This is a genomic window from Algoriphagus machipongonensis (genome assembly GCF_000166275.1).
Lineage (GTDB): Bacteria > Bacteroidota > Bacteroidia > Cytophagales > Cyclobacteriaceae > Algoriphagus > Algoriphagus machipongonensis.
Window position 1 is genome coordinate 3377673 of sequence record NZ_CM001023.1, and the last position, 19065, is coordinate 3396737.

The 19065-nt window shown below is 37.2% G+C and carries 24 protein-coding genes; 4 read left to right on the plus strand and 20 right to left on the minus strand.

Going from position 1 to position 19065, the window contains the following annotated elements:
- Positions 1-1128 (minus strand): ligand-binding sensor domain-containing protein, encoded by a 1128-nt coding sequence (locus ALPR1_RS14160; protein WP_008201680.1) that lies wholly within the window; start codon positions 1126-1128, stop codon positions 1-3.
- Positions 1129-1245: 117 nt separating this feature from the next.
- On the opposite strand from ALPR1_RS14160, the gene ALPR1_RS14165 reads away from it, so the two are divergent.
- The gene (locus ALPR1_RS14165; RefSeq protein ID WP_008201681.1) at positions 1246-2133 is read left to right on the plus strand and encodes a winged helix-turn-helix domain-containing protein; all 888 of its coding nucleotides are present in this window, start codon (positions 1246-1248) and stop codon (positions 2131-2133) included.
- A gap of 149 nt (positions 2134-2282) precedes the next feature.
- Here the strand turns inward: ALPR1_RS14165 and ALPR1_RS14170 are convergent, their stop codons facing one another.
- From ALPR1_RS14170 to ALPR1_RS14195, 6 genes are all read right to left on the minus strand, one after another.
- A complete protein-coding gene (locus tag ALPR1_RS14170) occupies positions 2283-3179 on the minus strand; it encodes a polyketide cyclase (RefSeq protein WP_153231818.1) in 897 nt (298 codons plus the stop codon).
- 91 nt (positions 3180-3270) lie between these two features.
- The gene (locus ALPR1_RS14175; protein ID WP_008201683.1) at positions 3271-4068 is read right to left on the minus strand and encodes a CPBP family intramembrane glutamic endopeptidase; all 798 of its coding nucleotides are present in this window, start codon (positions 4066-4068) and stop codon (positions 3271-3273) included.
- 131 nt (positions 4069-4199) lie between these two features.
- Positions 4200-4958, minus strand: a complete 759-nt coding sequence (locus ALPR1_RS20410; protein WP_161599235.1) for a nuclear transport factor 2 family protein — start codon at positions 4956-4958, stop codon at positions 4200-4202.
- Positions 4959-5343: 385 nt separating this feature from the next.
- The gene (locus ALPR1_RS14185) at positions 5344-5889 is read right to left on the minus strand and encodes a Yip1 family protein (protein ID WP_008201685.1); all 546 of its coding nucleotides are present in this window, start codon (positions 5887-5889) and stop codon (positions 5344-5346) included.
- A 142-nt stretch (positions 5890-6031) separates the two neighbouring features.
- A complete protein-coding gene (locus tag ALPR1_RS14190) occupies positions 6032-7051 on the minus strand; it encodes an FRG domain-containing protein (protein WP_008201687.1) in 1020 nt (339 codons plus the stop codon).
- A gap of 235 nt (positions 7052-7286) precedes the next feature.
- A complete protein-coding gene (locus tag ALPR1_RS14195; protein ID WP_008201688.1) occupies positions 7287-7703 on the minus strand; it encodes a hypothetical protein in 417 nt (138 codons plus the stop codon).
- 284 nt (positions 7704-7987) lie between these two features.
- Between ALPR1_RS14195 and ALPR1_RS14200 the strand changes: the two genes are divergently transcribed.
- Complete coding sequence (locus ALPR1_RS14200; RefSeq protein ID WP_008201692.1) at positions 7988-9043, plus strand: IS110 family RNA-guided transposase; 1056 nt, start codon at positions 7988-7990, stop codon at positions 9041-9043.
- Here the strand turns inward: ALPR1_RS14200 and ALPR1_RS14205 are convergent.
- Together ALPR1_RS14205 and ALPR1_RS14210 are read right to left on the minus strand one after the other, a co-directional pair.
- The gene (locus ALPR1_RS14205; RefSeq protein WP_153231819.1) at positions 9040-9228 is read right to left on the minus strand and encodes a hypothetical protein; all 189 of its coding nucleotides are present in this window, start codon (positions 9226-9228) and stop codon (positions 9040-9042) included. The two genes, ALPR1_RS14200 and ALPR1_RS14205, sit on opposite strands and share 4 nt — an antisense overlap.
- Before the next feature lie 188 nt (positions 9229-9416).
- Entirely contained in the window at positions 9417-9899 is a 483-nt protein-coding gene (locus tag ALPR1_RS14210; protein ID WP_008201694.1) for a DUF4265 domain-containing protein, read from the minus strand.
- Positions 9900-10074: 175 nt separating this feature from the next.
- Here ALPR1_RS14210 and ALPR1_RS14215 point away from each other — a divergent pair, with 175 nt between their 5' ends.
- On the plus strand, positions 10075-10269 hold the full coding sequence (locus tag ALPR1_RS14215; RefSeq protein ID WP_008201696.1) for a hypothetical protein: 195 nt from the start codon (positions 10075-10077) through the stop codon (positions 10267-10269).
- Positions 10270-10397: 128 nt separating this feature from the next.
- Here ALPR1_RS14215 and ALPR1_RS14220 read toward each other — a convergent pair whose 3' ends face one another.
- Complete coding sequence (locus ALPR1_RS14220; protein WP_008201697.1) at positions 10398-10874, minus strand: hypothetical protein; 477 nt, start codon at positions 10872-10874, stop codon at positions 10398-10400.
- Between the two features lie 828 nt (positions 10875-11702).
- Positions 11703-12293 (minus strand): hypothetical protein, encoded by a 591-nt coding sequence (locus ALPR1_RS14230; protein ID WP_237701551.1) that lies wholly within the window; start codon positions 12291-12293, stop codon positions 11703-11705.
- A gap of 212 nt (positions 12294-12505) precedes the next feature.
- Here ALPR1_RS14230 and ALPR1_RS14235 point away from each other — a divergent pair, with 212 nt between their 5' ends.
- Positions 12506-12889, plus strand: a complete 384-nt coding sequence (locus ALPR1_RS14235) for a single-stranded DNA-binding protein (protein WP_008201703.1) — start codon at positions 12506-12508, stop codon at positions 12887-12889.
- Positions 12890-13077: 188 nt separating this feature from the next.
- Here ALPR1_RS14235 and ALPR1_RS14240 read toward each other — a convergent pair whose 3' ends face one another.
- The 9 genes from ALPR1_RS14240 to ALPR1_RS14275 all read right to left on the minus strand — a co-directional run bounded on the left by ALPR1_RS14240 (position 13078) and on the right by ALPR1_RS14275 (position 19062).
- Positions 13078-13500, minus strand: a complete 423-nt coding sequence (locus ALPR1_RS14240; RefSeq protein WP_008201704.1) for a DUF1801 domain-containing protein — start codon at positions 13498-13500, stop codon at positions 13078-13080.
- A gap of 10 nt (positions 13501-13510) precedes the next feature.
- Positions 13511-13972 (minus strand): SRPBCC family protein, encoded by a 462-nt coding sequence (locus tag ALPR1_RS14245; RefSeq protein WP_008201705.1) that lies wholly within the window; start codon positions 13970-13972, stop codon positions 13511-13513.
- Between the two features lie 128 nt (positions 13973-14100).
- Positions 14101-14676: a YdeI/OmpD-associated family protein gene (locus tag ALPR1_RS14250; RefSeq protein WP_008201706.1), complete on the minus strand. Its 576-nt coding sequence runs from the start codon at positions 14674-14676 to the stop codon at positions 14101-14103.
- Positions 14677-14691: 15 nt separating this feature from the next.
- The gene (locus ALPR1_RS14255) at positions 14692-15039 is read right to left on the minus strand and encodes a VOC family protein (protein WP_008201707.1); all 348 of its coding nucleotides are present in this window, start codon (positions 15037-15039) and stop codon (positions 14692-14694) included.
- A 9-nt stretch (positions 15040-15048) separates the two neighbouring features.
- Positions 15049-15363: a DUF1905 domain-containing protein gene (locus tag ALPR1_RS14260; protein WP_008201708.1), complete on the minus strand. Its 315-nt coding sequence runs from the start codon at positions 15361-15363 to the stop codon at positions 15049-15051.
- A gap of 393 nt (positions 15364-15756) precedes the next feature.
- A complete protein-coding gene (locus tag ALPR1_RS14265) occupies positions 15757-16683 on the minus strand; it encodes an alpha/beta hydrolase (RefSeq protein WP_008201709.1) in 927 nt (308 codons plus the stop codon).
- Between the two features lie 141 nt (positions 16684-16824).
- Positions 16825-18306, minus strand: a complete 1482-nt coding sequence (locus tag ALPR1_RS14270) for a cryptochrome/photolyase family protein (protein ID WP_008201710.1) — start codon at positions 18304-18306, stop codon at positions 16825-16827.
- Complete coding sequence (locus tag ALPR1_RS20570) at positions 18290-18436, minus strand: DUF2256 domain-containing protein (protein ID WP_008201711.1); 147 nt, start codon at positions 18434-18436, stop codon at positions 18290-18292. Before ALPR1_RS20570 ends, ALPR1_RS14270 begins: the two co-directional genes overlap by 17 nt.
- Positions 18433-19062, minus strand: coding sequence for a flavin reductase family protein (locus ALPR1_RS14275; protein WP_008201713.1), 630 nt, complete (start codon positions 19060-19062; stop codon positions 18433-18435). Before ALPR1_RS14275 ends, ALPR1_RS20570 begins: the two co-directional genes overlap by 4 nt.
- Positions 19063-19065: the final 3 nt, after the last annotated feature.

The window sequence follows — 19065 nt, forward strand, 5'->3', positions numbered from 1 at the left end:
TTATTGGTTGGTATTTTCCTTTTCGACAGGAACGTTGGGATCAAAACGATATACCCCATCTAAAGATCCAACCCACATACTTCCGTCATTGGCTTCCATCATCCCAAAAAGCATCTTTCCTTTAATTGGATTTATTTCGGCCACCTTAATCTTGTCCTGAGACAATGAAAGTCCTTCATAGCGGGAAAGTATCCAGCCTTTGTCTCCTTCTGAACCCATCCAAATGTCTCCTTTACTATCTTCAATCATATAACCCACAAAATTCTGTGAGAAATTAGTAAATGTACCGCTACCTGCACTGAGCGAAGCCGAAGGTTCATAGCGCCAAAGACCATCATTGCCACCGAGCCAAATATTTCCTTTTGAATCCTTAAGAAGTGATCGAACATTCTTGAAAGGTTTACCATGGTAAGTAACAGGGGTGAATTTTTCCCTATCATAAATAAAGGTATTACCCCTAGTGGCAACCCAAAGATTACCTGTTTTGTCTTCAACAATAGAAGTCACTTCATTTGGAGGACGTGAAAAATCAGGAATGATTTTCCCTGTATGATCTTCCCTGATTGAGTCTTCTTCAATTATAAAATTTTGAAGGATTGATTCTCCAATAGCTTGGACTTTTCCACTTTTCCTGAGTACTGCCGAAGGGTCAAAACGGCTTAATCCTCCATTGACACCGAGCCAAATATTGCCGGATTTGTCTTCGTAAATACTCGTGACTTCATTATTCAAAAGTCCGTCTTCGGTTGTAAAATTTTGAAAGCCTTCTCCATCATAATAATAAACACCAGACCCAATGGAGCCCAGCCAAATAGCACCCTTGCTATCTTCCAAAATAGAAAAGAAGCGAGCCGAACTCACTTCGCTGGTCAAATTGATGAAATTTTTCTGTTCGTTATCGTATCGATAAACACCCTCAAAAGTAGCAATCCATATATCACCATTTTTATCTTGAAGAATCGTACGAGTGATCGCTTTAGGTCCTTGAGAGGTAGTTTGGACTTTAATTTCAGAGCTTATTGCCACAGGATCAGAATTCTCTTGTGCATCTTTGGTTTTGCTTGGTCCACAAGAAGCGAACAGAACAAGCGTCAAGAATAAAGTGAGAGCGGAAACGTATTTTATCATTTTATCGTTTTTACTACCTTACAATGATTGATTCAGCGAATCTACTTTGATATTAACTATCAGAAGAATCCTAATTGTAAAGAAGAATGTAAACTTTGTAAATAAACTATTGACAGAATGGATCTCTTGCAAAAACTCCTCTCCCAAAAACGTAACTACCTGTTGGGATCTGTTTTACTGATTATTATCTCTTTGGCGAGCGTGGGGTTTAACATGGTGGGCAATGATGACTTTGATCTTGCTAGGCAAGAAGTTTTGCTTCGAAAAATCGGGCATGAAATACTCTTGCAATCAGGCGATAGTACCTCACGGGTGCTTCCAATAGAAAAGATCGCCGAAAATGAATATCAGATCAGTTTTGAGAATGAGCTTACTTTCCAAGCCGATTCCCTTGTAAACACGATCCAACGATTGTTAGCCGAAAGCCCCTTTCCGCGTGATTATGTGGTAAGCGTGGTAAACCCTGCCGAGGCCAGTGTAATTTTTGGATATGCTATTTCCAAAAACAAGAAAGATGACATTAAAGCTTGCTTAGGTAGAGTCCAACCACTTGGAAACTACACGATCAACATTCAATTTAAACCAGCAGCTATTTCTTTCTCAAAAAATGAGTTCCTAATTGGTTCTCTTATGGCATTAGCATTTTTCGGATTTATTTTTTTGAAATCTGTCAAGCCGAGAAAGTCAACTTCCGACAATGGAAATAAGGATTTGCTCAGTTTGGGATCCTCTTCTTTCGATGTAGAGTCCCAAAAACTTCTGATTAATGGAGAGACCATTGAGCTGACTAAAACTGAAACTCGTGTATTGCATATTTTTGCTTTGTCTCCTAACGAAGTAATAGAGCGAAGCCGGCTACAAAAAGAGATATGGGAAGATGAAGGTGTGATCGTGGGCCGAAGTCTTGATATGTTTATTTCAAAACTCAGAAAAAAATTGAAACCAGACCCTAATATCAAGATTGCTGTTAAACGGGGAAAAGGGTATAAACTTGAAATTGCTTAAGATCAAAAGGTTTGACGGAGATGGATGTTTGGTGATTTTTAGTAAGAAAGCAATGACAAAATCACATGTTAATTGTGTTTTGAAGCAAACTAAGCCCAGTGCTAAGATTGACCTGACTCCATCTAGTGGGAAATGAACAATACGCTTGGTTACCCACCGTAATTATTCTTTAAATCTTTTTTCAAGTTTCTAAAGACATATTCGTGCTCTTGTTCAATCCCGATTTTTTCTAAGGGTTTCCAATAAAATCTTGGATAAAGCTCAGAGGTATATGTTGTAATTCTTGTCATTTTAGTCTGTCCCTTTTCTAATTCGTCAAAAAGATAGATTGCCTCTTTAAAACCCAGCCATTTTCTTCCAGTCAATTGATAGTCGATTACATCCATTTTCAATAGTTTGCCTCTTTCCAGCTCAGTTATCTTTTCAACTATCTTCCCACCTTCAAAATAGCATATCCTTATTCCGCCAACCTTCTCTTCTTCTAGCACACACTTTTGAGGTATTGGCAAGTCAAGTTTCATTAAGAAAGGTTTTTCCGCATCAAGTGTGTCAACAGACTTGATGGTCTCATAAACTTGAATGGGAGAATAAGGAAGAACTATCTCTGATTTGACCTCTATGATAAATTCCTCATTTTTTGTCAGTTCAGTTTCAATAAATGCAAATGTCAGAAAGAGGAAGAGGGGTAAAATTGAGCTTTTAATTAAGTTGTCTTGGTTATCCTTGTTTCGGTTCTTCTTAATCAAGTATTTCACAAATGCTCCAAGTCCAATTGCAATCAATATTAACGGCATAGCCAATAAGATACATACCATACCTTCAAGCTCTCCAGCTAAGAGTAGAATAAAAAAAATGGCAAGGGAAATAATCAGCCCCCAAAGGCTGATTGACTTGAAGGTTGATTTTCCCAATATATACCCAAGTGCAAAAGGTAAAAACACAAAAAATGAAAGTCCATATCCAATAAGTTCGAAATGCAACAATGCGAAGCCTAATGATAAAAATATAAGACTAATTATTATTGATAGGACGAATTCTCTTTTCATATGGTGTGTGGCTTTCAAGGCTAAGAAACGTGTCCCAAAAAGCATGTTTTCTTAGTTGTTTTTGCTGTGTGTAGTGTTATTATTTATTCTTTCATTTTCTGAATCTATTAAGAAATATCCACAACAATATAAACCCTATATTCAAGGTGATGATGTAAAGTAAAATCCCTAACGGGTTAAATCCAGTTGGCTCCTCTTGAATTACCTTTTCTAGAAACAGAATTGAAGTGGATAATTTTTCTTCAGTAAATAACTGGTTATTTGCAATGTTACTACCCCAATGGATTCCAATAGCAAAAAAAATTGTTCCAGATTTTAAAAGAGCATTTGCAAATACAAAGTGTCCAATAACTATTGAAATTGCATAAAATATTGCTCCAAATACCCCGATGTTAAAAATGTTGTGCATGGATACAAAAACCACAACAGCAACTAAGTTGGCTATTCTCAAATTGTAGATTGAAATCAGTTTTTTGTATCCATAACTTCTGCAAATAAATTCCTGTACCGCAGCTGTTGGTAAAATCCAATAGAGATTTTTTAATATATCCAGGTAATTAATATTTTGATGAAAAATTATTTTGTCACCTGTCAGAAAACTTTTTAAGTTATATCCAACTAACACAGCTGCTATTCCTAATATTAGCCCAAATGGCAAGTATTTTAAATTGATTCCCTTGAAGTTGAATCCTAATTCGTCAAGATTCTTCTTTTCAGTTTTATATAAAATCCAATTAGCCAATACGACTAATATTAGTCCGATGAATGGAAAAACTTCTTGTGTACCACGGGGTAGTGGCAGGAAATCTGGTAAAAATAGAGCAATGAGAATTAGAACCACAAACAGAAGCAGTCTGCTTAAATTAGGATAGGTTTTAAATAAATTCATTGTCTTTTATAATTACATATGACGATCAGCTAGGCAAAGTCGGCTCAGCTTATCTCAAATGTATCGGATTCAGATGCTCTTTGCAATCAACTAAGCATGCCGAATGGGCTTAGCATCTGTTTCCACAGGTTCTATTTTCTTCGTTGAGCTTCCTCAATAAGCTTCCCGTTTTCATAGATGTTAAGGGTAGTTACATTTGAGCCTTTTTTTAGAAATTCATATACAACATTTTCGAAGTTCAGATAAAACATATTCTCAGCTTCTGGAAACAATTCTTTTGTCCATCCTGGCTTACCGTCATTGATATCAGTGACCCTTAAAAGTTTACCTTCGGTTTTGATGTTGACGATTCTGTCAGGTAGCACGTAATCACCCACGTATTTGCTTAGTGTCTCATCTGACAAATCGACCTCAGCAAGTGGTTGATGATCATAACTGATAATTCGAGTAAGTTTCCACTCATCATTTATCTGTTTCCAGAGAGCAGTCATTTTTCCAGAACCCACCACTTTTTCTGTTCCATTCTTAAGCTGCAAATAGAAGACATGGTTACAAAACTCCAATGCACCATAGTTGTCCATCGGATAAACTTTGAGAGATCCATCAATTAATTCTCTTCTTAGCGGTTGTCTTGTTCGCTGTTCTTTACCACAAAAAACAGCCATACCCTTCATTTCATCATCTTTTGAAGCTGTAAATCCACCTTTATCATGGAAGAACTCAAAGTCTTCTGACAAATAGGATGCATACTTTTCCAAGTCGCAAGCATTCTGAGCTGAAAAGTATATACTATCCATTTTGGCTATTTCATCATAGAGTTCACCGGATTGTTGAGAAAGACATGGTAGTCCCGTTATTGAAATTATGAGTACAGTTAACAGAAATTTCATTTTCATAGGATTAGGTTTCAGAGTTAAAGACCAACTAGAAAGATGAATGTTTCCGTTTGGCGTTCATGTGTGGTAACGGGATTCAGCTTGAAGATGGCGGGCATTTGAAAATCTTCACTACCAGCCTACTCCTAGCTTCTAAAAGATACTAAACTTTCTTTTTACTCTGAACTGCCCACTGTCTTCCAAGGTGATGTTGTAGCGCGTATTTCTTTTTTCCAGAGTTCAATGGTGATTTTCACCTTCCCACCTAGTCCCTTTTCCACAATTTCATAAAAGGTTTTTAGTGTTAGGTAGCTTCCATTGTTTCAACTCTTGAAATGTAGGTTATCTTTTTATCATCCAATTGCTCTTATGTTAGATCCTTTTCTCATTTTGCCTGTTTTCAATTTCTTAACAATCCAAAAATTAAAATCGGTAAATAACTTACTAGAATATTCAACAAAGCTAAGCCATACTTAAATCTTTGAATTTTAGCTACTCCGATAATCAATAGACCAAAAGACCAAAGCCATAGCAAATAAATGACCCCGTAATTAAGATTTTCAAAACTTGGTTCAAGTCCGAACACAAAAATTGAAATTTGATAAATTAGGACGAGACATAATGGGAATAACGAAAGGGAGCAAACATTTACCATTTTTCTTAGGGTGGATTTTCCTTTCCAAATCTTTCCAAATAACTTAATAAGTCCGGGGATAATTAAGCCAAGCATCAAGAAAGATAATCCAATACCTGAAGGCAATGCTAGAAAGAAAGCCCAAACTCTTTCTCCTTCATCAAAAATAGAGGTTATATCTGGATATGCATCCAGCCCGAAAATTAAACCGATTGCTATAATTGGTAAAACCAATAATGGTTGCTTTTCTCTATCTGCTAATTCTTCAAAAGTAGCTCTAGGTTTAAGCCAAATGCTTTTGTATAAATCCATATTTTATTATATTCGCTACAACGGTTTGAGTAAAATTAGTGCGGGATTACAAGGCACTTCCTTGTCCGATTTGTAGTTAATTATTTTATGTAATGACTTTCATTTCAATACTTTAGCTCGTATTTACTATAACCGATGTTGCTTAGTGATTTATTTTTTTTCTTTCAACTTCTTTTTTTATTCCATCTAAGTCTGGTTGAATTGTCATCCAGTTAATGTTTAATATTTCAAGTCTTTTTAAAACTTGCCAAGCAACTCTATGTGATAGAGTAAATAAACTTGGTTTTCCAATTTTTTCATTTATTAATCGCTCGTTATCAGCATTCTTTTTACAATCAAATAAATATTTATCTAACGATTTTATTTTGCCTTCTTTATTAAAAAGATTTTCGTCAATTGAACGACCTTTAAAATAATTAATAAACAGTCCTTGTTGTGCTACCATATTATTATTCTGAAATCCTTCAACGAATATTCTTTTTAAATAAAAGTCTTCTTGACATATTTCAATTAATCTTTCTGGAATTGCCCAAATTCCAATTTTAGAATTATCTTCTTTGTTTGGATGTTTTATTTTCTCAGTTGCAAAAAATATTGCCTTATTGGGATTAAAAGTAAAATCTAATAATCTCGTATGAACACCATAATGTTGAGCTAAAGCTAATTCTTTTAATTGTTCTGGTTTTGGAAAATCTTTTATAAGCTCAAATGCTTTAAAATTATCATCAATTAAAGTTGAGTTAATTAATTTAAAAGAGTCATCTTCGATTTTGTACCCCAAACTATTTAAACCTCTAATGAAATTTATAAAGTCAATTAATTCAGGCAAAAAATGACCATTTCCTGATTTTATCACATTTAAACTATTGTTTTCTTTGTTGGAATTTAAATCTCGGAATGCAGTTGGGATTAATTTCCAGTTAAAGTCTCGATGTCCTCTAAATATGTATTTTGCACCAATATTAGCATAGCTTGTCTCATTTAATTCAGAGAAAGGGTCGTTAAAACATTCAAAAAAACCATCACAGTTTTCTTCGAAGTCATAAACCCAATGAGTAATTTCATCAATCGGTTTTACACCTCGAATTATTTTTCCTAAGGGATTTATTTCAGGTTCGTGCTGAAGTCTTAATTCTATAGGTAATTCTTTTAATTGATTCATTTTTTTCTCATTAAGCACAACGGTCCGCGGCTAAGAAACGTGGGGCATTTCGAAGCGATAAGCTTTTGAACTTAGATAATGTTAGTTCGGGGGTATAACCTTATTTTTCCCACAGGCCACCCCATGTTTTCTTAGGTGCTGTTACAAGCAGTATCTCTTAAATATTTTTTAGCGTGTTTGGTCACAATATTTTTTTTCAATATAATCCAAGGTTCCATAATGACTATTTTCTATTTTATTCCCTATGAAAATATTCTCTCAATCCAAAATCCTCTGTTCTCTTCAGCCTGTGAATTTTAATTTCATCGGGTATTGAATTCCATCCATCCCTCGGAGCCTGTATATCCAATGTTTCAGGAACAGGGTAATACAAAAGAATCGAAGAAATCGAATGCTTATCTCTACCAAACTCCGCGATAAATTTTTGCCCTTCCTTAGCGGAATAGGTGCCTTTCCAACTTGAACCCTCAATTTTTTTCCCAGCATGATAAAATTCAAATTGAACTGATGTACCCGATTTAAGCCCCGTACTAGTGCCTGTCACTTCACCAATTGTATATAATTTTTCATAGGAATCATAATATATGTTCCATAGAACCATTCCTAATATACCCAAGACAAAGCCTAGAAGTAATTTTTGTTTATCATTCATCTCAAATCATTAAGCTCTAGATTAATTCTTATCATCTGATTTTGAGGGCTTTTTTGGTGTTTTTAAACCTTTGTAATGAATAATATTCAATTTGAGTCGAGGTTTTTGAATTTTGCTGGTAACGGTTTGGCTATGGTTTCGTTGCGTGAAAATCCGCGAGGATTTTCCGCCGTAAACCGAACCCGCACGAACGTACCGTTCGGTACGGGCGGGGATAGCAATGAACTATAGTTCCCATGATATAATCTGGTTCGTTTTAAGGACAGAACCAAAAAGAATATATCATGGACACCGAAGTTTCTCCTAAGTTATTCATTGGTATTGATGTGCACAAGCGCCAGTGGAGCGTTTGCATCATTACAGCCAATTGCCATCATAAAACCTTCAGTCAGGCACCTGATCCCAAAGCCTTGAAGTCTTACTTGGATAAGTTTTTTCCAAAATATCAGATCATTTGCTGTTATGAAGCCTGTAAGTTTGGTTTTTGGATCTATCGGGATCTAAAGAGTTTCGGATATGAATGTCTGGTGATCAATCCAGCTGATCTTCCCACTACCAATAAAGAAAGTAGTGAAAAAACCGATCCTGTGGATAGTCGCAAAATGGCCAAAGCTCTCCGTGCAGGACTGCTGCGAGGAATCCACGTGCCTACCCTGGAAACAGAAGGTGATCGCCAGCTCTTCCGATATCGCAAAAGGCTCTGGGCAGACTTGGTTAGAGTAAAAAACAGGATCAAGGACAAACTCCTTCAAAACGGGATAGAAACACCTCCTAAATACGATAATCCTTATTGGACAAAGGATTTTCTGGACTGGCTGGCCATCGTAGAGCTCCCTTCGGACAGCAGCAGACTGGTAATGGATTTATTGCTCGATCAGTTTGAATTTACCTACCGTCACTTTTTGAAGGTCTCCATTTCTGTCCGTGCGCTACAGCGAAAATCCAAATACAAGGCAAACTCCAAGCTGCTGAGACAGATTCCCGGGATAGGTCCTTTGACAACAGTACAATTGCTCACCGAAATAGAGGATGTTAACCGTTTCAGGAATTTCAAACACTTCAACAGTTATATCGGGCTCAAACCGATGGTCCATTCCAGCGGTGAATCAGACCGAAAAGGATACATGACTTATCGCCATCATCAGGGACTGAGAAGCTCACTGATCGAATGTGCCTGGACCACTGTCCAACGCGATCCGGTGATGCTGAATCGATACGAGGAACTATTGCAAAGACATACCGGCAAACGAGCCATAGTTATCATAGCAAGAAAGCTCTTGTCAAGAATATATCATGTCCTAAAAACGGGTGAACCTTACCAGGTAGGATATTCAACTTAGTCCGTGGCAGAGACCATTGGATCAAGCCCATCAAAAAGCTCCAGACCTCTCAACACTGTGTGAGTCCAATAATTAGGAACTCTATTATAGTATGGGGCTGGAGCACTTACTAAACTAACCGGAAACTGAGACCATAAATAGCATGGATCTCTGATGGAAGCATGGCTTGTATTTGATGATCGCAAGATATGGACTGATACTGTAGAAGTAAAGAACAAGGCGAGTGAACAACCCACCCGCAAGGCAGCGCTTTGTCCATTCTTGACTTCTTTCAATCAGTCCAAAAAACAGGCAATCAACTCAAAAACAGCCAAAACAAAGAAAAAATGCTAGAAAATGAACTTTTGATTATTCATGGAAGCCGGTGTTGTGCCTAGTTGTTTTTTAAATCCGTTTTATGTTTTTCCGAAAGACAGGGTTCTGCATATTCCAAAATTCCATCGTTCTCATATTCCGCTAATATTTTCTGGATTTGAGAATAATTTACATCTTTCAAAATCTCCATTGAAAAGTACGAATCACTTAATCCTTCGCTTTTGCAATCCAGTTCTTTGAGTCTATTTCTAATGATTTCCTTGTCAAATCCTTTTTCGGTAATGACCACTAAAATTATAGAGTTCCCAGAATGTTTAGTTGTCATTTTATAGGTCAGCATTTTTTCCGATTCGTCAAATTCCGCGTAAAATTCGTCATCTGTTGCGATTTGTGGTCCGTAGAATGGAATATTATCCAGTTTGTAAATTCCGTTATCCTTGTCAATTATTTCAGCCCACATAGTTTCAACAGTCAGTTCGTCCAGAACATTGCTGTGATATTTGAATAAAATTTTCTCGTATTTTTCGTTAGTTTCTGTCATTCCGCAATTAGGCACAACACTTGTAGTTACAGCACTCCCACTATCTTATTGCGTCTATATTCGCATTGTCCACAGGGGTAGGAGGTGTTGTGGAAACCAAATTAAGAATTTCGTCGATCACATCAAGCGGACTTTTAAAATAAAAAACCTAGGGACTTCAAAAAGAGGACTTGGAATGCTGATCAACCCCGAATCCCAGCAAAAAGAAAAAACATCCAGTAAAGAGTTTGACACTGAGGATGTGAAAATCTACTCCCTTAGAATCCCAACTCCCATGTTCGACAAACTCAAATATGAAATCGGCCGAGAAACCAAGCTATCGATGAGGGATATGATTTTGAAGGCGGTGGCGGAGCATTGTGGGATTTAGCCGCTGGCTTTGCGTTTGTGGCGGACATTCTTATTCGTTAGCCGAATATAGGCCAAAAGCTAAATTGAAAAACTGGTAATGGTTTTTTAGTTAAACTGCCATATAGCAAAACCGAATGTTGTAGGCTGTTATTCATCTCTTTTAAGTTGCATAATTCTTTCAAATCTGTTTCTAAGACCATTCGTCATATAGAGCATAAGTCCAACTAAAATCAGGGCAAAGAATAGGAGAAACAGCAAAATGTAAATCTTAGGTCCCTTAAGCATTGTTTGAATACCGAACAACACGCATAAGAAAAGAACCAGCAAAACGTAGAAGGAAAGTACAATTCCAGAATTAGGTCGCAAATTCGTATTTATTATTGTTTTCTCACCTTCTTGTCTGATTGTTCCGGTCAGATAAGCAAAGCTATTTTCAAACCACGTGATGTAAGCGAATGTCCATTTGTGAGTAAACTTAAAACTATTGTCATCATTTAATGAGCCCGTAATATTTTCGGAAAAGTCATGCCAGGGTTTGTCTGTTATTCCGGTAATGTCGATGCGAACATTGTCAACTGAGCTACGCACAATATATCTGTAGTTACGACTGAAAAGTAAGTTCATTTGATTTGTCAACTGGATTCAGTTTGATGGTTATGTCTTTATAGCCTACAACGGTTTGGCTAGCCTCAGGCCGACCATGGTCACAATTTTCTTTCCCCTAGAGTTAAGCGTACTTGGTGCATAAAGTCATCGATTTGCATTTCAAACGAGGCTTGAGGCTAACTTTTGTTGTGGCCTATATTCATTTTAATATTTTCATCAATTGTACGAGAAAAAACAAGATAACTGAAATGATCGAAGCATAAACTCCAATTCGAGAATATATATATTTATACTTCCATGTAATTTCTTTAGTTCCCAAATATTTAATTCCTGAATTTTTTAGATAAGCAGGGAGTCTATGATAGTTTGAGTAAGCATCCCTTATGAATTCGTAATTTTTGTTCTCTTTGGTTATTAATTGGATATTATAATCCAAACCAGTTCGGGTATAGGTCTCTTTTAATCTATATCCTTGAATTTCATTAAGTTTTAAAACTATCGCTGAAAATTTGAGCAGTGGTTTAATCTTTATTGTTTCGTTCTCAAAAATTATTGTTCTGTTCCTTGAATTAGTCAGCCAATAGAAAAAGATCAACCCAACTGAAATTCCAACAATTATAAATAACCAATCGATTTCAAAATCATTGAAGTAACTTTTAATAGAAATACCTAGGAGGATCAAAAATGAACATATCCCGCAAATCTCTATAAAAGGAAAGTCATGCTTAAGCTTATATTTTTTTGATCTCGTTTTCAATTTTTTTTTATAGGCCACAACGGTTAGTGTAGGCGCTGGTGCGAGGCCTCAGCCGAAGCATAGCGCTTACACAATGTTGTAGAGCGTTTTTATACCCAGTCTAAATTTACAATTTTCAGTTTTCCTTCTATCATTTGTCTTGCCGATCGCTTTTCATTCTCCTTGAGTTCAATGACTGAACTCAGCTTATCAACCAAGTGATCATCTTCCTGTTGAGTTAGGATCAATTGAAAATTTACATTAGACTTGTCAGGTTGCTCTTGGTGATACGACGTGATCAAGTAGTGTCTCAGAATTTCTATTTTCCAATCCTCCTCCATTAGTCCGAATTCTTCCATCACAATCAAAATACTATGGGTGTTTTCAGTCCAATCTAAGTGAAAGTCCCATACCTGATTTGTAGTCCACTTTTTGGGATTTTGTTCATACCAGTTTACAGGTATGAATGGGAATAATGTTCTTACCTGATCAATGTATTGATCGAATCCTTGAATGTTTGCTGGAAATCGATAGATCACTTTACTGGAGTTTCCAACTAGTTGATCAACAAACTCACGCCTCTCTTTTTCTGATTTGCCTACAATCAGAAGATGTTTCTTTTCATTACTTTTTTCTATCGAGTCTATCATACTATCTCTATCCCATCTACTCAATGCTCTACAACACTTGTATATACGCAACTTTCCTTTTTCTCACTAAACCTACTAAACTTTTTTGATATAATAATCTACCTATAAAGCCTCTAAACCAATTTTATCCGACAACAAACGACTACAAACGGATACAAACGACTAACTCCCGATTAAAGCCTGACCCATCCTACAACTTTGGCTTATCGAATTCCTCTAGCGAAAACGAAAAACAAATTTTTCACAACAAAACAACAAACATTATGAACACGCTAAGAAACAGAGTACAGCTAATCGGACGTCTTGGATCCAAAGTAGAAATCAAAAATCTTGACGGGGGTAAAACACTCGGCAAAGTATCCATGGCCACTAATGAGTATTACAAAAACCAAAAAGGAGAGCGCGTAGAAGAGACCACCTGGCACAACATCGTAGCTTGGGGAAAACAAGCAGACTTACTGGACAAGTACACTGATAAAGGTTCGGAAATCGCCATAGAAGGCAAACTCAGCAACCGATCTTATGAAGATAAGGAAGGGAATAAACGATACATTTCTGAAGTGGTTGTACAGAGCATTTTGCTTATGGGAGACCGTAAAGCCAATGTTCCTGCAGGAGCCGAATCGGAGGATGATTTACCGTTTTAATTTCTAAAAGAAAAGACCGGGATGCTTAAAACCCCGGTCTCCTTTTTTACATTTTTGAAATATTTTATTGAGATATGTTTCACGTAATTAGATTTCTATCCCACTGATAAAAGCCAACTGAAAACTGCCTTTCAGCTTTCTCACCTACCTCCGGTAAGCAGGCTTTAACCTTCTGACTTTACAGCTACCTAGCACCCTCTCCTATTCAGGTTACCCATAGTACCCTTACAAAGCTTCTCTAAAACCGGCAAATTGATATCCTCAAGTTTATTCACATAAATACAGGCCTTTCCCATTTTAAATTTACCGAGCTGATCTAACAACAATTTATTCGCCTCAGATTCGGTATATACATAAAGTGAAAAAGCAGCTTTCCTTGGTGAGAAACCTATTAATGGCATTTCCCCTTCATGACCACTATCGTATTTGTAGTGATAGCGCCCAAAACCAATAATACTTGGCCCCCACATTTTCGCTTCAAAACCAGACCATTCACTCATCAAATCAATCAGTTGGAAACTTTCCTTTTTCTTTCGCTCGCTGCTGACAAAGGAGTCAATAAAATCACTTACGCTAACCTCTGTTTCAGTTGTTTTATTCGTCGACGCCATTTTCAGAACCTTACTTTTCTAAAATCTTCTTTAAATTCTCCAGACTCATCATTAAGTCCTTCCCAAGCATTTTTTGAAAAATCCATTTAAAGAGACTCATGGGGAATTTGGTCGGTCCTCGAAAATCCCAAGTCACCTGCGTTTGCTTATCATTGATAGAGGAAATTAAAAATTTAGAGGTTCCCACATTTTTCATGGGCCTCTCAAATTTCATCTCATATTCTATCCGTTCTCCTTTGACGATATTTGCAATTTTCTGCTCCCCAGCTCCCACACTTTTATCGGTACTATCCCACTTATAAACAAAGCCAACAGTCCCATCTTTACCAATATACTCAGTTTTCTTATTGGGATCCTTCAAATTCCAAACGCTGTAATTATCCATGTTTTTGGAATATTTTAGATAATCAAAAACAACGTCCTTGGGTTGATCAATCACCACGGATTTTTCAACAATCATTTCACTTGCCATGCTATTTAAATTTAGGTTTAACTTTTACACAGACACTTCACAAAAAAATCTGGAAATCACAATCAATCCATCATTGAAAGCTTACTAATTTACACAAATTCAATGATTTAAGACCCTGTCAACACAGTTTAAAACTGTTTCGGCTTCTTTTCCTGGCTCGCACAAAGTACAATTTCATCTATGCGTTTTTTACGTGTTTCGGGCCTCCTAGCCGAGATAACCCAATACAGCATTTGTTTTCGAATCGATTTGCTCAAGCCCGTAAAAAAGTCTTTTGCTCCGGTGAATTTATCCAGAGCAATATTTAGATCGGCAGGAACTTCCAAGTTTTCCACCGAATCCAGAAAAGTCCAGCTCCCATTTTCTTTGGCGACTTCAATACATTGAAAACCTGCTTCCGTCATTAATCCTGATTTGATCAAATTTTCAACTTTCTCCTTATTGATTCTTGACCAATTGCTTTTGGGTTTCCTTTTGGTAAAATATTGCTGGTATCTATCCTGATCCAAGGGTCTTTTGATTCCATCAATCCACCCAAAACAGAGTGCTTCATCTACGGCCTCGCTCCAAGTTAAATTGGGGGAATCCGAGCTTTTAGTATAGACAATCAACCAAATTCCATCTTTACTTTTATGATTTTCAGAAAGCCATTTTCTCCAATCTTGTGAATTGGCTGGGCAAAAAGTTTCAGTAGTGAAATTCATTTCTTTTAGGACAGTTTATTGATCTGACCAAACCGCCAATTCATTTCCGGCTGGATCAATAAATTGAAATCTGCGCCCCCCGGGGAAGGAAAAAATCTCCTTTGAAATCACTCCTTGATTTGTAATAATAGTTTCTCTAACGCTTTCCAGTTGCTCGTGATATAATACCACCAAAGCCCCATTTATTGCTTCCTCATCTGATTTTTCAAATCCTCCATCTAAACCACTATTCGAGAAAGCGGTATACTTGGGGCCATAATCTTCAAATTGCCAATTAAAGCAATTCTGATAAAAGGATTTTATTTCCTGTAAATCCTTTGCTTTAAATTCCACATAATTAATATGGTTATTTATTTGTGCCATTATATTTTTTCAAATGAGAATGTTCATCGTAAGCAAGTCATCTTCTTGCAATAAAAGTTTCTTTCTAATCTCTGATTTTATAGGGAGAATATAGCTTTTCTTTTTGGTATCAAACCAAATAGAGGTATTCCAATTTATGCCCTTTAACTGAGCTATAGCCTTCATTCTCCCCCACCCCTCTTCTTGCCACTGAAGGTTACTTCTTATTTCATTAGAATAATCTGAAGGTAGGGTAATAAAATACCAGCCTCCTTCAGAATTATGCCTCCATAATTTTGCGGAAAACTGATATTTTATTTTTCCTTCCAAGGAATGATTGATCATGTAAAGATTTATATAAAGAACAACCTATGGTTTCAAGAAACCATTTTTCCGGCTGTTGAGACTCCTATAAAGGGATAAGAAACTGGCAGCTGAGTTTTACAATGGTTAAGCAGGCTGCAAACTTCCTGCCTCCGGTAGGCAGGCTTTAGACTTCATATTATCAAATATTTCTTCTCAAAATCCCCCTACCCACTTTTGTTCAAGATTATCAACTAATCAACAAGCCCTCTTCAAGGGGGAATCGCATCGATTCCAAAACCACTTTCTTTGATTCATATGAAGATTCCAAATTGGACTGGGACTGCGAACTAGCAGCTTAGACTTACTTTCGTTGGACAGCTGAATTTTGCCTTTCTTACTTCGTACTTCGTAAATCTTACCTCCGACTTCTTTTTATTTTCCTTCCAAAAATTTATTCACTTCAAGCCAATGAATAAATGCATCAAACCATTTGTTGCTGGTTCGATTTGGGTTACCAAGTCCGAATCCATGGCCCCCATTTTGGTATAGGTGAAACTCCACAGGAATTCCTGCTTTATACCATGAATCAATCACTCCAAACTGACCTCTAAACAGAAAATCATCCGAAGCAATTACATTAAACATTGGTGGTGCATCTTCAGGGACATCCACAGGTCCCATTCCTCCATAAATTGGTCCAATAAATGCCAATTTCATGGTTTCGGAATTTAAAGTAGAGTGCATAGTCAATCCTGCTCCTGCAGAAAATCCAATCATTCCGATTCGGTTGATATCAACTCCCCATTCATCTGCTCGATCCAAAATCATCGCATAGGCAGCTTCCGCATCTTCTAATTGATTCGATAAGTCCATTGGAGCTGGTCTTACTGGGGTTTCACCAGCAGAATTTCCTGAAGGTGGCGTAGCTGGAGTTCTTGGACGATTCATCCAATCACTAAAATCATCCAAAGAATCTGGCGTCGGATGCAATCGGTATTTTAGTACAAATGCGGCAATTCCTTGCTTTGCAAGAGCTTCAGCAACTTCCCAACCCTCGTTTCCCAAGGATAACCATCGAAAACCACCTCCTGGGGCGACGATGACAGCCGTACCATTTCCAGTTCCTGGTGCAGGAAGAAATGGGGTAAGTGTTGCTGTAGTAATATTTCTTGCCATGGGATCTCCCCATTGACGAAACCAAGACTCAGAGGCTGGCTGGTCGTCAACACCCCCGGTGTTTAAAAGAATGGCATTTGGTTCATCAGGAGCCTCAAGTGGGTAGATCGTTCCATCCTGAGCTTGTGCAGAAAAAGCACATAAAAGAAAAGAAGCCAAAAAGGCTAACTTAAATTGGTTCATAGGTTTATGGGTTTAAAATAATTTGGCTTAAGGTAGAAAAAATGATGAATATTCTAATAGTATCGCAGTTGAAAAATAATATTTCGTTCTTTCTAAAAAATTGAGACCTAGAACTGAGACCTTACCTTCCTTTTGGAGACCCTATCCGCCCAACTTTTCCAAAAACTTTTCTGCCTTTTCTAAATGAGCCTTTTTCTTTTTCTGATCCATCTTGTCCCAGGTATGATTCATCATCGAAAGCCGGGGATTTGATTTGAAAAAATCGGAGTGAGCATCAATAAACCTCCAAAAAAGTCCATCCCAAACCGATTCCCATTCTCCTTTCGGGTAATTGCTCATTTTTTTCAGGTAATTGGAACCTGCGACATAAGGTTTGGTCGCGAAAAGACCTCCATCTGCAAACTGACTCATGCCATAGACATTGGGAACCATCACCCAATCGTAGGCATCGATAAACAACTCCATAAACCAGCGATAGACTTCGTCCGGATCAAATTCACAGAGCAACATGAAGTTTCCCAAAATCATCAAACGCTCGATATGATGACAATATCCAGTTTCCAACACCTTTTTAATCGTCTGGTCCACTGGTTCTATTCCCGTACTCCCATCATAAAAGCTTGCTGGGATCTTTCGTTTGAAACCCCAAAAATTTTTGGTTCTGGAAAAGCTTCCTTTACTCTCGTACATTCCTCGTATAAACTCTCTCCATCCGATGATTTGCCGAACAAATCCTTCGGTAGAATTGATGGGTACATTCTCTGATTTGGCAAAGGTTAAACTATCTTCCAAGACAAATTCTGGAAGTAGAAAACCCACATTGATCAAGGGAGAAAGTAGGCTGTGGTTGAGGTAAGATTCCTCCTTGACAATGGCATCTTCGTATGTCCCAAATTCATGAAATCGAGACTTTAAGAACTGCTTAAACCAAGCCTCAGCCTGTTCAGTATTGATAGAGTAAATAGGTTGCTTGTTAAGTTTTCCGGGATTATCCTGAAAATACTTTTTCGTATAGCTGCATGCTTCTTCCCAAAATCCTGTGGCATCCGGAAACTGAATAGGTGGAGGAGTTTTTCCCTTAGGGTATTTCTTTCGATTTTCTTTATCATAAGTCCAACTCCCTCCTTCTGGATCCTGATTTTTATCCAATAAAATTTTTCTCTTTTTCCGCTGCTGCTTATAAAAAGTAGTTTGGAAAAAAGACTTTTTATCAGGTTTAAAAAACCCTCCTAAATCCTTCTTGGAATTTAAAAAAGCGGGATTTTCATAAAATGTCAGGTCACAGGAACCAGCCATTTTCTTGATTCTTTTTTCCAGCCAATCATCTACAGGGTCTATACAATGAACCTCTTTGATCTTCTTTTGATCGATTTCATTCGAGAAATTTCTAATATCGGAAAGCTCGGAATTCGAATCGATGTAATGAACCTTATTCCCTTTCTTTTCCAAAAACCTTTGAAATGCTTTCATGGAAGCACGATGAAAAGCGATCTTTTGCTTGTGAAAGTTGTACTGCTTAAAAAACAGAAATTCTTCAATCAGATAAATTTCATTCCCGTTTTCCAGTAACGAACTTTTTGAAAACAGTTGATGAGGAAAAATAAGATTAATCGCTTTTTTCATTCCATTTGTTTCTTCTACATTTTTCACTGCAATACTTCACCTCATCCCAATTCTTTTCCCATTTTTTTCTCCAGAAAAAAGGTCTTTTGCAGATCGGGCAAACTTTAGAGGGCAAATCAGCTTTCTTCATTCAAAATCAGGAATCTCTTCTTCTCTCACATAAGGAAAAGTGGCCAATTTATTCAATCCGTAATAGCTGTTGAGACCAGAAATTCCCACGCCGGCATATCCGTTTAAATCCACTTGCCCCAACTCATTAATTATGTGATCAGGTAAATGAATGATCTCCACGGAACCAATGACAAAAAGACATCCATTGGGCAGTGGGATGCTCTCCTGATACTTCATGCCGATCTTTACAGCGCTTTCTTTTACAAACGGAGCAAAGAAATTATCCAGGTACTCAGGCTCCAATTTCATCCTTTCAAACTCAGAATCTCCTCTCTTTAGCTTTGCAGATGTGAAGTGAGCCTTTTTAATAAAAGATTCTGAAATATGGTTGATGGTGTAAAAGCCTGAATTCAAAATATTGGGATAGGTATCCCGTGGAATTTCTGTCTGAGGTCTCATGATAAATCCCAATTGGGCCGGATTGGATCCCAAATGAACCACAGAAGAAAAAATCGCCACATTTTCCTGATCGCTTTGAGATTTTGTCCCGATCAAATTCGCTGGTTTGATACCTGAAATGGAATTGATCAGATTCAATCGAAACTTCCGCTCAAGTTGGTCTATTTCTTCTTTTTGTAGCTGCATGTT